Below are 15,736 nucleotides of genomic sequence, written 5' to 3' on the forward strand. Positions count from 1 at the left end.
GCGGCGTGTCAGCGGGCTGCATTCGCGCGTGCGCTACGATGACGGACGGGTCACGCGGTCGCTTGCCGGACCACGTCAGCGATCGCTTCAGCGTGTTCCAGCGCCTCCTGTTCGCGTGCTGCCTCGACCATCACGCGCAACAGCGGCTCGGTGCCGGACGCGCGGATCAACACCCGGCCGCTGCCGTCCAGCGCTCCCTCCGCAGCGCTAATCGCGCGCCGGATCGCATCGCTGCCCTTCCAGTCGGAGCCCGGTTGCATCCGCACATTGATCAGCTTCTGCGGGAATAACGTCACGCCATCCAGCAGCTGCGCGAGCGATTTGCCGCTGCGCTGCATCGCCGCCAGCACCAGCAACGCGGATACGATGCCATCGCCGGTCGTATGCCGGTCCAACGACAGGATGTGCCCCGAACCCTCGGCGCCGAGCAGCCAGCCGTGCTCGCGCAATTTCTCGAGCACGTAACGATCGCCGACTGCCGCGCGCACGAACTTCACGCCCGCGCGCTGCAACGCGACTTCGACGGCCATGTTCGTCATTAACGTGCCGACTGCGCCTTCGACCTTGCCGTCGGTCGCAATCCGGTCCTTGACCAGCACGTACAGCAGTTCGTCGCCGTTGAACAGCCGGCCAGTCGAATCGACGATCTGAAGCCGGTCCGCGTCGCCGTCCAGCGCGATGCCGAGGTCCGCGCTGTTCGCACGCACCGCGCGCATCAGCGCATCCGGCGCGGTCGCGCCGACGCCGTCGTTGATGTTGAAGCCATTCGGCGCGACGCCGATCGGCACGACATCGGCGCCAAGTTCATGGAACACATGCGGCGCGACGTCATACGCTGCCCCGTGCGCGCAATCGACGACGAGCTTCATCCCGTGCAAGTCGTAACTGGCGGGGAACGTGCTTTTGCAGAACTCGATGTAGCGGCCCGCGGCGTCGTCGAGGCGTCTCGCCTTACCGAGCTGCTCGGATGGCGCGCAATCGAGCGGCAGTTCGAGTTGCCGCTCGATTTGCGCTTCGACTTCGTCGGGCAACTTGTTGCCGTCCGCGGAAAAGAATTTGATGCCGTTGTCGTAATACGGATTGTGCGACGCGCTGATCACCACGCCCGCCGCAAGACGCAGCGCCCGCGTCAGGTAAGCGACGCCCGGCGTCGGCATCGGCCCGGCAAGCATCACGTCGACGCCCGCTGCCGAGAAGCCCGACTCCAGCGCGGCTTCGAGCATATAGCCCGATACGCGCGTGTCCTTGCCGATCAGAACGGTCGGGCGGGTACCGCTCTTCGCCCAGCGGTCCGCACCCGCCAGCACCTTGCCGGCCGCATAGCCGAGCCGCAATACGAAATCAGGCGTGATTGGCCCTTCGCCGACCTTGCCGCGGATGCCATCGGTACCGAAATAGCGACGTGTCATTGATGTAATTTCCTCCACAGGCGGTCAGCTGCGGCGCGCCGCGGCGCGCGTCGCCAACCATATCTTTAGTGCGTCCACCGTCTGTGTAACGTCATGCACGCGGATGATCGACGCGCCATGCTCAGCGGCGCAAACCGCCGACGCAATGCTTGCCGCGATCCGTTCCGCGGGCACGCTGCGGCCGGTCACCGCGCCGAGCATCGATTTACGAGACGTACCGGCAAGGATAGGCAGCGGTGGCGCGCCGTCCGGTGCCGTCTCGCGCAAATGCGCGAGCAACGTGTAATTGTGATCGACCGTTTTGCCGAAGCCGAAGCCGGGGTCCACGCTGATGCGCGCGCGCGCGACCCCCGCTTGTAGCAGCGCGTCAGTGCGCTCGGCAAGGAAGTCCCGAACGTCCGCCACGACCTCTCGATAAACAGGCTCACCGACCTGCATCGTGCGAGGCTCGCCCAACATGTGCATCACGCAGACCGCACAACGGCTGTCACGTACCGCGTCGATTGCGCCCGGCATACGGAAGCCCCAGATGTCATTGACCATGTCCGCACCGGCGGCGAGCGCCGCGCGCATCACCTCCGGCTTGTAGGTGTCGACCGACAATGGCACATTCGCGTCGCGCAATTGCTCGATCAGCGGAATGACGCGCTCAAGCTCTTCATCCAGTGCAACCGGCGGCGCGCCCGGCCGCGTCGACTCGCCGCCGATGTCGATCATATCCGCACCGTCGAGCAGCATTTTCTCTGCCTGGCGCAGCGCATCGCCACGCGTGGCATAGCTGCCGCCGTCCGAAAACGAATCGGGCGTTACGTTGAGGATGCCCATGACCAGCGGGCGCTCGAGTGACAGCGTAAAGCGACCGCACTGCAGCGGCTCCGGGTGGTCCTGGGAAAGGGTGTGGATGGACACGTATGCGGGTGATGGAAGTTTGATAAACGGGTTGGGCAAACGCGGTCGAATGATCTCGAAAATACAAAACGGGCCGGTGTGAATCACACCGGCCCGTGTATGAAGTAGGCCTCGATCAGGCCGGTGCTGTCGCGCTGCCCGGCTTGACTTCGGTGCCCGGGCTGCTGCCGCCCGACGGCGCATCGCCAGGCGACGGTGTGCTCTTCGGCGAACGCGGCGGACGACCAGCCATGATGTCGTTGATCTGATCAGCGTCGATCGTTTCCCACTCCATCAGCGCCGCGGTCATCGCTTCGACCTTGTCGCGGTTCTCGTCCAGCAGACGCTTCGCAAGGTTGTACTGCTCGTCCAGCACGCGGCGAATCTCCGCATCGACCTTCTGCTGCGTCGCCTCGGAGATCGTGCGGGTGAATCCGCGACCGAACGGCGAGGCATCGTTTTCGTCATCGACGTAGACCATCGGTCCCAACGCGTCGGTCATACCGAAGCGCGCGACCATCGCGCGCGCGGTCGACGTCGCCTTGTTGAAGTCGTCCGATGCGCCGGTGCTGATCAGATTCAGAAACAACTCTTCGGCAACGCGGCCGCCGAACAGAATCGCGAGGCGATCGAGCAGGTAGTCTTTCGAGTACGTCTCGTTGTCGTGTTCCGGCAACTGCCATGTGACACCCAGCGCACGTCCGCGCGGAATGATCGTGACCTTGTGCACCGGGTCCGCCTTCGGCAACAGCTTCGCGATCACCGCGTGGCCCGACTCGTGGTACGCCGTGGCCCGTTTAGCGTCTTCGCGAATCACCGCCGACTTGCGCTCCGGACCCATGAAGATCTTGTCCTTCGCGTCTTCGAAGTCCTGCATCTCGACGATGCGCTTGCCGCGACGTGCGGCGAACAGTGCCGCTTCGTTCACGAGATTCGCCAGATCGGCGCCCGAGAAGCCCGGCGTGCCGCGCGCGATCACTGCCGCGTCGACGTCGTTTGCAATCGGCACCTTGCGCAGATGCACCTTCATGATGTGCTCGCGGCCACGGATGTCCGGCAAGCCGACATAAACCTGGCGATCGAAACGGCCCGGACGCAGCAGCGCCTTATCGAGCACGTCGGAGCGGTTCGTCGCGGCGATTACGATCACGCCGGAATTCGCCTCGAAGCCATCCATTTCGACGAGCATCTGATTCAGCGTCTGCTCGCGCTCGTCGTTGCCGCCGCCCATGCCCGCGCCGCGATGACGACCGACCGCGTCGATTTCGTCGATGAACACGATGCAAGGCGCGTGCTTCTTCGCCTGCTCGAACATGTCACGCACACGCGCCGCGCCGACGCCGACGAACATTTCGACGAAGTCCGAACCCGAGATGCTGAAGAACGGCACTTTCGCTTCGCCCGCAATCGCGCGCGCAAGCAGCGTCTTACCGGTTCCCGGCGGGCCGACCAGCAGCACCCCACGCGGAATCCGCCCACCGAGTTTCTGGAATTTTTGCGGGTCGCGCAGGAAGTCGACCAGCTCGGAGACTTCCTCCTTCGCTTCATCGCAACCGGCGACGTCGGAGAAATTGATTGCGTTGTTGTTCTCGTCGATCAGGCGCGCCCGGGATTTCCCGAACGAAAACGCCCCGCCTTTGCCGCCCCCCTGCATCTGCCTCATCATGTAGAACCAGAAGCCGATGATCAGGATGGTTGGGCCGAGGTAGTACAACGCGGAAACCAGCGCATTCGGTTCGTCATCGGCCTTGCCGCTGACCTGCACGCCATATTTCATCAGGTCGCCGACCATCCAGATGTCGCCCGGCGACACGATCTGGTACTTCTGGCCATCCGCCGGGGTGACCGTCAGATTGCGGCCCTGAACGACGACGCTCTTGACCTTGCCGCTTTTCGCATCGTCCATGAACTGCGAATAGGAAACGCCTTCCTGGACACGGGGCTTGTCGAACTGCTTGAACACCGTAAACAGCACCAGTGCGATTACCAGCCACACTGCTGCCTTCGAAAACATGTTGTTGTTCAAAGCACCACTCCTTCAATCATAGACAAGCGCCTACATTTGCCTTGCGGCACCACTCAGGCATTCTAATCCAGACCGCAGACCCCTGCCATAAGCATTCGCTACCGTATATATAGCGAGCCGCGCAACACTGGCGCCGTTTTCCGGCACATTGAAAAATAAAGAACTCACATTTGAATCCGACTTGATCAACGGGGACGCTTCAAATGTTTGCCCAAAATAAACGTCTCTGACGATTTGTCCCGCGATGCTTTCGGTTTGCGGGCCGCTACCGTCTTAAACTGCTGCTTGAACTTTTCGACAATCTGGCTATAGCCGCTGCCGTGGAAGCATTTGACTAAAAGGGCACCATCCGGCTTCAGATGATTCTGCGAAAACTCCAGCGCGAGATCGCAAACATGCTCGATTCGCGCGGCATCCGCCACCGCCACGCCCGAGAGGTTGGGCGCCATATCCGAAATTACAAGGTCGACCGGGCGCTCGCCCACGACTTCTTCCAGTTGTTCGAGCACGCTGTCTTCGCGAAAATCCCCCTGGATGAAATGCACATCCGCAATGGGTTCCATCGGCAGCAAGTCCAGCGCGATGATCGTGCCGTCGATTCCGCCTTCGCGCGTCGCGTCACGACGCGCGCCGTGCGCGAGCTTGTTGCGCACGTACTGGCTCCAGCTGCCTGGCGCCGCGCCGAGGTCGACAATCACCTGCCCGGGGCGGATCAGCTTGTCCTGCTCATCGATTTCCTTCAGCTTGTAGGCCGCGCGGGCACGATAGCCCTCCCGCTGCGCCATTTTCACGTACGGATCGTTGATGTGGTCGTGTAGCCACGACTGATTGAAGCGGTTCTTAGCCATTAATCGTTGAACTTTTGCTGCGTAATGCGGCACTTTTAGCGGATAATACGCGTTTAATTCGCGTGGCCGCGTGGCGCCGCTCCTGCGTCGTACGTACCGAACACGCTTGCCATTGCGCGAGCCTGCGGCGGCCGTAGCGGCACTATTTTAGTCGAGTCCCTTTCCTTCCATGCCAGCCCTCAAAGTCTCATCCGAACAACGCGCCGCGCTGCGCTCGCAAGCTCATGCGCTCAAACCCGTGGTGCTGGTGGGCGCCGAAGGCTTGACCGACGCCGTGCTGGCCGAGATCGAGGTCCACCTCGTCGCTCACGAACTCATTAAAATTCGCGTCTTCGGTGACGAGCGCGACGAGCGCATCGCGATCTATGACGAGATTTGCGATCGTCTGAACGCAGCGCCGATCCAGCATATCGGCAAGCTGCTGGTCGTCTGGAAACCTGAAGCCGCGCGTCCGTCCGCACGCCCTACCCGCACGCGCCGTACCGGCTTGCCGAGCGCGGCGCAAGCGGCTGCCGCTGAAGCAGCGTCCCCGCGAGGCCGGGCGCCACGTGTGGTCAAGGTTGTCAAAGTCACCCAGGACGACAACCCGCTGCGGCGTCAGAAAGCGCAGAAAGTGGTCGTGCGCGGCAATGAACGCGTGACCGCTGGCGGCAATGTCAAGCGAGCGAAGAAACGCCAGACCAGTGCAAAGCGGCAATATCAATCCAACAAGTAATATCCGCTGCGAAAGCGAATCCCCCGGGCGCCTGTGTATGGCGTTGCAGTACACACTCAAACGCGACGCACGCCACGGGATATTTGTGCGTCGTCCGAGTGATGCACAGTGAAATGCGACAACCTGTCGCATCTGTCACAGACTGAACCGACGTCGCAACCGCGCTTCTCGATCAACCGGGAATCAACCTTGCGCTGATAAGCCGCAACACTTGCGGCCAACGCGTCCACACTTAACCGGCCGTCTTCGCGCGACTCGCGGCCGAGCCTGCACTCGTTCCTGCCGACGCCACCGCGCCGACCGGCAGTTTCCACACCAGTGCGAGCGCGAGCAGGCTCTCGATCAGATAGAAAAGACTCGACACGCCGTGCAGCATGCCGAAGCGGCTCGCGTACACGGAATGGCTGACATCGGTGCCCGCTTCCTGCGCCGCGATGCGCAGCGCATTCATAAACGGTTCAACCGCGAAATAGCCAATCAACACACACACCAGCATGGCGGCCACGAGCCAGCGCAACTTTTTGTACGCGCGTTCGCCGCGACGGATCAGCACGTTGGACAGCGCGAGCAGCAGCACGCCGCACACGACACCGATGATGCCTTCGATGCGGAACAACTGCGCAGCGACCGAACCCGCCGTCACTCGATCAAGCGACGCGAATAGCACCGGCACGACCATATAGCCGACCGTGAGCAGGCTACCGACCCACACCACGGTCAACAGGCGGAACAAGCGATGCGGCATCAAAGGCACCTAATGCGTGTCAGTGTCGAACTCAGACGTAGCGCACCGAGATAATCTCGTACTCGCGCACGCCGCTAGGCGCCTGCACCGACGCGACATCGCCTTCGGACTTACCGATCAATGCGCGCGCGATCGGCGAACTGACCGAGATCAGCCCATGCTCGAGATCGGCTTCGTCGTCGCCGACGATCTGATAGGTAACCGCATGCCCGGTTTTGAGATCTTCGAGCTCGACAGTAGCGGCAAACACGACGCGACCTTCCGCATCAAGTGCGGCCGGGTCGATGATTTGCGCAGCGGCGAGCTTCGATTCGATGTCGGCGATACGGCCTTCGATGAAGCCCTGCTTCTCTTTTGCCGCGTCGTATTCGGCGTTCTCCGACAGATCGCCTTGGGCACGCGCTTCCGCGATCGAATTGATCACCGCAGGACGTTCAACCGATTTGAGGCGCTGCAATTCATCGCGCAATTGGTCAGCACCGCGTTTCGTCAATGGAATAGTGCTCATAAACAACTCTTTGGCAAAAAACAGCCTTCAAAAAAAATCACCGCGGTTAAGTGCATCCCCAAAGAGGTACCCGCTGCCGGGCCGCTGGCGAAAGAGCCCAACTCGAGCCCGACTCGGTACCTTCAGGGACGCCGCTTAACCGCGGCACATACTGCTTCGACAGAGATTCGAAGCCTTAGTTTAGGCGAGCATGAAGCCCTTGTAAATCATAGACCTCGAGATCCCTCAGGTAGCGCAAACCCTCGACGGCCGCGCGCGCGCCCGACATGGTCGTGTAGTACGTGACCTTGTTCGCCTGCGCACTCATGCGAATCGAACGCGAATCGGCGATCGCCGAACGCGTCTCGTCGACGGTGGTGAAGACCAGCGCGATCTCACCGTTCTTGATCATATCGACGATATGCGGACGGCCGTCCTTCACCTTGTTGACGACGCGCACCGGCACGCCGGCCGCTTCGATCGCCGCGGCCGTCCCCTTGGTCGCGACGAGCGGATAGCCCAGCTCATGCAGCATGCGTGCAACTTCGACAGCCTTCGGCTTGTCCGCGTCCATCACCGTCAGCAGAACCGTGCCGCTCTCGGGCAGACGCGAACCCGCCGCGAGTTGCGACTTGAAAAGCGCTTCGCCGAACGTGCGACCCACGCCCATCACTTCGCCGGTCGAGCGCATTTCCGGCCCAAGCACCGGGTCGACGCTCGGGAACTTGATAAACGGAAACACCGCTTCCTTCACGCTGAAGTACGGCGGCTCGACTTCCTTCGTGACGCCTTGCTGCGTGAGCGTCTGGCCGACCATCGCGCGCGCGGCGATCTTCGCGAGCGGCAGGCTCGTTGCCTTCGACACATACGGAACCGTACGCGATGCGCGCGGATTCACCTCGAGCACATAGATCACGTCACGCTTCGACCCATCTTCCTGCGGCACCTGCTGGATCGCGAATTGCACGTTCATCAGGCCGATCACGTTCAGGGCCTTTGCCATCGCCGCAGTCTGCCGCTTCAGTTCCGCGACCGTTTCCCGCGACAGCGAATACGGCGGCAGCGAACACGCGGAGTCACCAGAGTGCACGCCCGCCTGCTCGATGTGCTCCATCACGCCGCCGATAAACACCATGTCGCCATCGGAGATGCAATCGACATCGCATTCGATCGCGTCATTGAGGAAGCGGTCGAGCAGCACCGGCGAATCGTTGCTAACCTTCACGGCTTCGCGCATATAGCGCTCGAGATCGCGCGGCTCGTGCACGATCTCCATCGCGCGGCCGCCAAGCACGTACGACGGACGCACGACGAGCGGATAGCCGATTTCGTCGGCAAGCTTCAGTGCCTCGTCTTCGGCGCGCGCGGTGCGGTTCGGCGGCTGGCGCAATTGCAGTTGATGCAGCAGCTTCTGGAACCGCTCGCGATCTTCGGCCGCGTCGATCATGTCCGGCGACGTGCCGATGATCGGCACACCGTTTGCCTCGAGATCGAGTGCGAGCTTCAGCGGCGTCTGGCCGCCATACTGCACGATCACGCCGAGCGGCTTTTCCTTGTCGACGATTTCGAGCACGTCTTCGAGCGTCAGCGGTTCGAAGTACAGGCGGTCCGATGTGTCGTAGTCGGTCGAAACGGTCTCCGGATTGCAGTTGACCATGATCGTTTCGTAACCGTCCTCGCGCATCGCGAGCGCCGCGTGCACGCAGCAGTAGTCGAATTCGATACCCTGGCCGATCCGGTTCGGGCCGCCACCCAGCACCATGATCTTCTTGTTGCCGGTCGGGTTCGCTTCGCACTCTTCTTCGTACGTCGAGTACATGTACGCGGTTTTCGTCGCGAATTCGGCCGCGCAGGTATCGACGCGCTTGTACACCGGGCGCACGTTGAGCTCGAGGCGACGCGCACGCACGTCGGCAGGCGTCGCATTCAACAGCTTCGCGAGGCGCCGGTCCGAAAAGCCGCTTTGCTTCAGATAGCGCAGTTCCTGCTCGGACACGCTCGCGAGCGTACGCCCCGCGAGCACCTTTTCCTTCAACACGATCTGCTCGATCTGCGCGAGAAACCACGGGTCGATCGCGGTCTCCTCGAAAATCTCTTCGCGTGTAAGGCCAAGACGGAATGCATCGGCGACGTACCAGATGCGGTCCGGCCCAGCTTCGCCGATCTCGCGGATCGCCTCGTCGCTGCTTTGCGTCTTCTCATCGAGGCCGTCGACGCCGACTTCCAGACCACGCAGCGCCTTCTGGAACGACTCCTGGAACGTGCGGCCGATCGCCATCACTTCGCCGACCGACTTCATCTGCGTCGTGAGACGCGGATCGGCTTCGCGGAACTTCTCGAACGCAAAGCGCGGAATCTTCGTGACGACGTAGTCGATTGTCGGTTCGAACGATGCCGGGGTCTGACCGCCGGTAATCTCGTTCTTCAGTTCGTCGAGCGTATAGCCGACGGCCAACTTCGCCGCGACCTTCGCAATAGGGAAGCCAGTCGCCTTCGATGCGAGCGCCGACGAGCGCGACACACGCGGGTTCATCTCGATCACGATCATGCGGCCATCTTTCGGGTTGATCGCGAACTGCACGTTCGAGCCGCCCGTATCGACGCCGATCTCGCGCAGCACCGCGAGCGACGCATTGCGCAGGATCTGGTATTCCTTATCGGTGAGCGTTTGCGCCGGCGCAACGGTGATCGAATCGCCGGTGTGAATGCCCATCGGATCGAGGTTCTCGATCGAGCACACGATGATGCAGTTATCCGCCCTGTCGCGAACCACTTCCATCTCGTACTCTTTCCAGCCGAGCAGCGACTCTTCGATCAGCAGTTCGCGCGTCGGCGACAGATCGAGGCCGCGCTTGCAGATCTCTTCGAACTCTTCGCGGTTGTACGCAATGCCGCCACCCGAGCCGCCCAGCGTGAACGACGGGCGAATCACGACCGGATAGCCGATGCCGCCGGTTTGCACCGCGATTTCGGCCTGCACCTTCAACGCTTCTTCCATCGAATGCGCGGTGCCCGATTTGGCGGACCCGAGGCCGATCTTCGTCATTGCGTCCTTGAACTTCTGACGGTCTTCGGCCTTGTCGATGGCTTGCGGCGATGCGCCAATCAACTCGACGTTGTACTTCTCGAGCACGCCGTGATGATGCAGATCGAGCGCGCAGTTCAGCGCGGTCTGGCCGCCCATCGTCGGCAGCACCGCGTCCGGGCGCTCCTTCGCGATGATGCGCTCGACCACTTCCCACGTGATCGGCTCGATATACGTGACATCGGCGGTATTCGGGTCGGTCATGATCGTCGCCGGGTTGCTGTTGACGAGAATGACCTTGTAGCCCTCTTCACGCAGCGCCTTGCAGGCCTGCGCGCCCGAGTAGTCGAACTCGCACGCCTGCCCGATGATGATCGGACCCGCGCCGATGATGAGAATGCTTTTAATGTCTGTCCGCTTGGGCATAACGCTCTCGCTAATCTAATTCCAGTTTCATTCCGGTGGCGCGCCGCCGTGCTTGCGCCGCCGACGTCGATTCGCTGTCGCTCAACGTCGGTGAACCCAATCGGACGGCGACGCGCGTTGCTCTGTTCGCGTTCGCGAGACGCTATGCCGCTGCGCTGCGGCTGTCTTTGCGGCTATCCATCAGCGCGGTGAAGCGATCGAACAGATAACCGATGTCGTGCGGGCCAGGCGACGCTTCCGGGTGGCCCTGGAAGCAGAACGCGGGCTTGTCGGTCAACGCGAAGCCCTGCAGCGTGCCGTCGAACAGCGACACGTGCGTGACTTTCGCATTCGCCGGCAGCGTCGCCGCATCGACCGCGAAGCCGTGGTTCTGCGACGTGATCACGACACGACCGTCTTCGAGATCTTTCACCGGATGGTTCGCGCCGTGGTGGCCGGTTTTCATCTTCATCGTCTTCGCGCCGACCGCCAGGCCCATGATCTGATGCCCAAGGCAGATGCCGAACGTCGGAATGCCGCGCGCGATGAACTCGCGCGTCGCTTCGATCGCGTAATCGCACGGCTCGGGGTCACCGGGGCCGTTCGACAGGAACACGCCGTCCGGGTTGAGCGCGAACGCGTCGGCCGCAGTGGCTTGCGCGGGCAGCACCGTGACCTGGCAGCCGCGCTGCGCGAGCATGCGCAGGATGTTGTGCTTGACGCCGTAGTCGAACGCGACCACACGGTACTTCGGCGTGTTCTGAAGACCGAAACCGCCGTCCAGACGCCATTCGGTCTGCTTCCACTCGTACTGGTTCTTCGTCGACACGACCTTTGCGAGGTCCATGCCCGCGAGGCCGGGGAACGAACGGGCGAGTTCGATTGCCTTCGTTTCGTCATCGGAACCGGCGAGAATGGCGCCGTTCTGCGCGCCCTTGTCGCGCAGCAGACGCGTCAGCTTGCGGGTATCGAGGCCGGCAATCGCGACGACACCTTCGTCGCGCAGATAGTCCGACAGCGTGCGCTCCATGCGGAAATTCGATGCGAGAACTGGCAGGTCGCGGATGATCAGGCCGGCGGCATGGACTTTCGTGGCTTCTACGTCTTCTGCATTGACGCCGACGTTTCCGATATGCGGATACGTCAGCGTGACGATCTGTTGCGCGTAGCTCGGGTCGGTCAGGATTTCCTGATAGCCGGTGATGGCCGTGTTGAACACAACTTCACCGATCGTATGACCGGCGGCGCCGATCGAATAACCACGAAAGACCGTGCCGTCGGCAAGCGCGAGCAGAGCGGGAGAAAATGACGGCAACACGGGGAACTCCTTGGCGGAACACCCTGTTGCCGACCTGTTCATCCGCTCGTGCCATTGCGTGGGCGCTGCGCGCAAGCGCGTCGGCCGGTGCGGGGCGCAGGCCTGCCCGGATGGCGCGGCTCGGGTTTGCATCGTGCGCGGCGTATCCGCGGCGTAGGCGGACAGGCGGCGCTAGACGGAGCAAAAGCCAGGAGCAAAACCCGGCAAGAGCCGAAAGCCAGAAGCGGCAGGCGCGGCGGCGGATGAACGGTTTAGGAGCGGTAGGCGCTAGGGTGCGGGTTGATAAGGCTCAAACCTTGTAATTATAGCCCGAAAGCCCCCCTCCCTTCAAATCCGAGATGCGGTCACGCGACTGCGCCGACCGATGCGCGACTGCGGCAGTTCGCGCGACAACAGGCCTGAAACGAGGCGTCGGCGGGCTCTGGCAGGCGCTACGGCGGGACCCATCACCGCCGGCTCACGACTGTTGCCTCGCGAGCCTCTGCGCGGCCTTCGGCAGCACCTCGCTCGGCAATATGTACCAGATCGCGCCCGCCACCTGCAGACCGAGCAGGATCGCCCATGTGGTCAGATGCGCGACCGCCGGATAATGCCCGGCCACCGCCTGCCAACGCGACAGCACCGCCCCGACGCCGACCTGAAAGCCGAATATCAGCAGAAAAATCACGAGGTTCATCGTGGTGTTCGCGCGCCCGATCATATGTGCGGCGAAATAGCGCGGCAGCAGCGCGTAGCTGAGGATGCCGGTGCCACCGAAGAACCCGTACGCGGCCCACAGCAACCCGGACGGCAACGGCGCATTCATCATGATCAGCGCTTGCGTGACGACAAACAGCGCGCCGCCAATGCCGCAGAACGCGTACAGCGAGACGCCGCGCCGCTCGAGACTGCGCGCAGCCGCACCGAACCCGACGCAGCCGGCCATCATCGCAAAGCCCAGCACGGACACAAGCGCCGCGGCCGGCCCTGCGTTGAAGCCGCTGACATCACGCAGCCACGCGCCGACCCACAGCGATTGCATCGCATAGAACACGCCTTGCGTAATGACCGGGAACGACGCGATTTTCCAGAATGCCGCGCTGCGCAAGATATCGAGCGTGCCCTTGAACTGGCCGGCGAGCGTCGTTTGCCGAGGCGCGTCTTTCGTGTCAGGCGCGCAGGTCCAGAGAATCGCGGCCACTGCAACGGTCATGACACCAAGCCCGACACAGACCGTGCGCCAGCTGGTCAACGTGAGCACCCACGTGAGCGGCGAACCGACCACGACGCCGCCGAGACCGCCGACCGCCATCGTGAGCCCGTTCACGAGCGGAAGACGCGGCGCGGGAAAATGCTGCGCAAGCGCCTTGAACGCGGCGCCCAGACACACCGACACGCCAATGCCGATCAGCAGGCGCCCGATCATCATCATGCCGATGCCATGCGCGGCGCCGAATACCCAGATGCCCGCTGCCGCGAACAGCAGCATGCCCGCGGTGGTGCGGCGTGACCCGTAGTGATCGAGCAGTACGCCAGCCGGGACCTGCGCGCCCGCGAAACCGAGAAAGTAGAGACTCGTCAGCAAACCGAGATCGGTCGCGGACAGGCCCATTTCGCCGGTGATAAGCGGCGCGAATCCGAGGTTGACGCCGCGAAACACGTACGACACGAAATAGCCGGCGGAAAACAGCAGAAAAACGCGAAGCGGAGTGGACAACATCGGTAGCGGAGCGGAAGCGGCCCGAACGGGGATGGGGCCCGAGCCAGAACAATAAATGATTTATTGAACGAGCGCTTAAATGAAAACGCCGCCACTGACGTGGCGGCGTAAATCGCACAGGGCGTCAAACCAGGCGCCAGATAAAGCGCGATCAAAGCGCAAACGAGGCGTATCGGAGCGCACTGCATGCGCTGCCCCCGCAGCGCATGCTCGACATCCTCGACTACCGCTTGTTCTGGTGGCCTACTTGCCCTTCTTCGCGTTGGCCGCGGTCTTCTGGCGGCTAGGCGCCGCGGCTTTCTGCGACTTCGCGGCGGGAGACGCAGCCGCCGTCGAAACTTTTTTCACGCCGCCGGACTTGCCCGCATGCGCGGACGCCTTCGTGACGCCTGACTTGCCGTGACCCTTCTGGCCTTTCGCACTCTTCTGAGTCTTGCCTTCGTCGTCCGCGTTGTCGCCGACGTGCGCGCTGATCTTCTGCACACCGCCGCCGCGCACATCGGTCGCGAGGCGCTCGGGCCCCGGCTCGCTCGCCACGCGACGACCGACCGGCACGTGCAGCACGATCACCTGGCCGGCCTTCACTTCATTGCGATGCGTCTTGTTCCACGCCTTCAACTGACCGACCGATACGCCATAGCGGCTCGCCAGCGCCGACATCGACTGCGAGCGGCGCACGCGGATCAGCATCTTGCGCGTGTCGGGAACGTCCGGCTCCATCGCGAGCACTGCGCTTTCGGCAACGTCGGCGCTGATGTCCTCGTCATCGTCGTCGCCGCGCGGCACGACAATCGTCGAACCGGGTTTCAGGCGCATGCCCGCGGGGATCTTGTTCACTTCCATCAGCGTGTCCGCGTCGACGCCGATTTTTTGCGCGATCGCGGCCGGCCGCGAGCGTTCGGTCACCGTATACGTGGTCCACGAGGACAGCGAGCCGCTATACGACTTCAGGCCGCGCTCAAACGCGCTCGCGTTGTCGAACGGCAACAGAATTTGCGGTTGGGTCGCGCCCAGAATGACCGGTTTCTTGAATGACGGATTCAGCGAGCGGAACTCTTCCGGCGTCATGTTCGCGAGCTTCGCAGCCACGTCGACGTCAATATCGTGCGATGTGGTCACCGTGACGAAGTACGGGTGATTCGGAATGTCCGGCAGCGTGAGCCCGTACATCTTCGGGTTCTCGATGATGTTCTTCACCGCCTGCAGCTTCGGCACGTAGTTGCGCGTTTCCATCGGCATGCGCAGGCTTTGATAGTCGGTCGGCAAACCCGCCGCCTCGTTGCGCGCGATCGCGCGCTGCACATTGCCTTCGCCCCAGTTGTAGGCGGCGAGCGCGAGATACCAGTCGCCGAACATGTCGTGCAGCTTCGACAGATAGTCGAGCGCGGCGCTGGTCGACGCGAGCACGTCGCGCCGCTCGTCCTGCCACATGTTCTGTTTCAGGTTGTACGTGCGGCCGGTGCCCGGCACGAACTGCCACATGCCCGCCGCTTTCGCGACCGACAGCGCCTGCGGGTTATACGCGGATTCGATAAACGGCAACAGCGCGAGTTCGGTCGGCATATGCCGCGCTTCGAGCTCTTCGACGATGTGATACAGGTATTTCTGCGAGCGCTCGGTCATCCGTTGCACGTAGTCGGGACGCTGCACGTACCAGTTGACCTGCATATCGACGAGATCGCTTTGCAGGTCCGGCATCTGGAAACCGCGACGAATACGGCCCCACAGGTCGGCGTCTTCGCTAGTGAGTTGATTGACGGAACCTTGATCGACGTTGATGGTTTCTTTGGCGGAAGCGGTCTTGCGGAGGGCGTCGGCTACGGCTTGCTGGTGGGCGGGATCGGAGGCGGTGTTGGAACTGACGGCAGTCGGTCCCTGGCTCGCGCACGCGGCGAGCATCAGGACCAACAACGCGCTTAGGATGAATCTCATGAACGTCTCGGCTTCCCGGAAAGACTGGAACTGCAACCTTGAACGGCAGGCTGGGATTGCTGGAAATCGCCGCCGGCCTGGAACTGCCCGCTGAACGTGGGCTAAGCCGACGGTTTGTACCGCAGAGTGAAATGCGGCTGGAATTTGCAGCCGATAGTACGAAAGAGCGCGGTTTCCGTCAATCGGGAATATATGAAAAAGCCCGCCAAATCTGAGGCTTGGCGGGCATTCCGACGATT

The 15,736-nt window shown here is 62.5% G+C and carries 12 protein-coding genes; 2 read left to right on the top strand and 10 right to left on the bottom strand.

Features of this window, described 5'->3' with window-relative positions:
- Positions 1 to 50: 50 nt before the first annotated feature.
- The 4 genes from glmM to BX592_RS17220 form a co-directional block, all read right to left on the bottom strand.
- Positions 51 to 1,409 (bottom strand): phosphoglucosamine mutase, encoded by a 1,359-nt coding sequence (gene glmM / locus BX592_RS17205; RefSeq protein WP_134193023.1) that lies wholly within the window; start codon positions 1,407 to 1,409, stop codon positions 51 to 53.
- A gap of 24 nt (positions 1,410 to 1,433) precedes the next feature.
- The gene (folP, locus tag BX592_RS17210; RefSeq protein ID WP_243849589.1) at positions 1,434 to 2,318 is read right to left on the bottom strand and encodes a dihydropteroate synthase; all 885 of its coding nucleotides are present in this window, start codon (positions 2,316 to 2,318) and stop codon (positions 1,434 to 1,436) included.
- A gap of 115 nt (positions 2,319 to 2,433) precedes the next feature.
- Positions 2,434 to 4,323: an ATP-dependent zinc metalloprotease FtsH gene (gene ftsH / locus BX592_RS17215; protein WP_134193024.1), complete on the bottom strand. Its 1,890-nt coding sequence runs from the start codon at positions 4,321 to 4,323 to the stop codon at positions 2,434 to 2,436.
- 185 nt (positions 4,324 to 4,508) lie between these two features.
- Entirely contained in the window at positions 4,509 to 5,171 is a 663-nt protein-coding gene (locus BX592_RS17220; RefSeq protein WP_134193142.1) for an RlmE family RNA methyltransferase, read from the bottom strand.
- A gap of 169 nt (positions 5,172 to 5,340) precedes the next feature.
- Between BX592_RS17220 and BX592_RS17225 the strand changes: the two genes are divergently transcribed.
- Entirely contained in the window at positions 5,341 to 5,886 is a 546-nt protein-coding gene (locus BX592_RS17225; protein ID WP_134193025.1) for a YhbY family RNA-binding protein, read from the top strand.
- 232 nt (positions 5,887 to 6,118) lie between these two features.
- On the opposite strand, the gene BX592_RS17230 is transcribed toward BX592_RS17225, so the two are convergent.
- The 6 genes from BX592_RS17230 to BX592_RS17255 all read right to left on the bottom strand — a co-directional run bounded on the left by BX592_RS17230 (position 6,119) and on the right by BX592_RS17255 (position 15,497).
- Positions 6,119 to 6,631, bottom strand: a complete 513-nt coding sequence (locus BX592_RS17230) for a DUF4149 domain-containing protein (RefSeq protein ID WP_134193026.1) — start codon at positions 6,629 to 6,631, stop codon at positions 6,119 to 6,121.
- Positions 6,632 to 6,662: 31 nt separating this feature from the next.
- Complete coding sequence (gene greA / locus BX592_RS17235) at positions 6,663 to 7,139, bottom strand: transcription elongation factor GreA (protein ID WP_134193027.1); 477 nt, start codon at positions 7,137 to 7,139, stop codon at positions 6,663 to 6,665.
- A 175-nt stretch (positions 7,140 to 7,314) separates the two neighbouring features.
- Positions 7,315 to 10,569 (bottom strand): carbamoyl-phosphate synthase large subunit, encoded by a 3,255-nt coding sequence (carB, locus tag BX592_RS17240; protein ID WP_134193028.1) that lies wholly within the window; start codon positions 10,567 to 10,569, stop codon positions 7,315 to 7,317.
- Between the two features lie 142 nt (positions 10,570 to 10,711).
- Positions 10,712 to 11,866, bottom strand: coding sequence for a glutamine-hydrolyzing carbamoyl-phosphate synthase small subunit (carA, locus tag BX592_RS17245; protein WP_134193029.1), 1,155 nt, complete (start codon positions 11,864 to 11,866; stop codon positions 10,712 to 10,714).
- Between the two features lie 457 nt (positions 11,867 to 12,323).
- Positions 12,324 to 13,565 carry an MFS transporter gene (locus BX592_RS17250; RefSeq protein WP_134193030.1) on the bottom strand — a complete coding sequence of 414 codons (1,242 nt, stop codon included), beginning with the start codon at positions 13,563 to 13,565 and terminating at the stop codon, positions 12,324 to 12,326.
- 243 nt (positions 13,566 to 13,808) lie between these two features.
- On the bottom strand, positions 13,809 to 15,497 hold the full coding sequence (locus BX592_RS17255) for a transglycosylase SLT domain-containing protein (protein WP_134193031.1): 1,689 nt from the start codon (positions 15,495 to 15,497) through the stop codon (positions 13,809 to 13,811).
- A 38-nt stretch (positions 15,498 to 15,535) separates the two neighbouring features.
- Between BX592_RS17255 and BX592_RS33875 the strand changes: the two genes are divergently transcribed.
- The gene (locus BX592_RS33875; protein ID WP_166676383.1) at positions 15,536 to 15,712 is read left to right on the top strand and encodes a hypothetical protein; all 177 of its coding nucleotides are present in this window, start codon (positions 15,536 to 15,538) and stop codon (positions 15,710 to 15,712) included.
- Positions 15,713 to 15,736: the final 24 nt, after the last annotated feature.

This window comes from Paraburkholderia rhizosphaerae (genome assembly GCF_004366595.1).
Lineage (GTDB): Bacteria > Pseudomonadota > Gammaproteobacteria > Burkholderiales > Burkholderiaceae > Paraburkholderia > Paraburkholderia rhizosphaerae.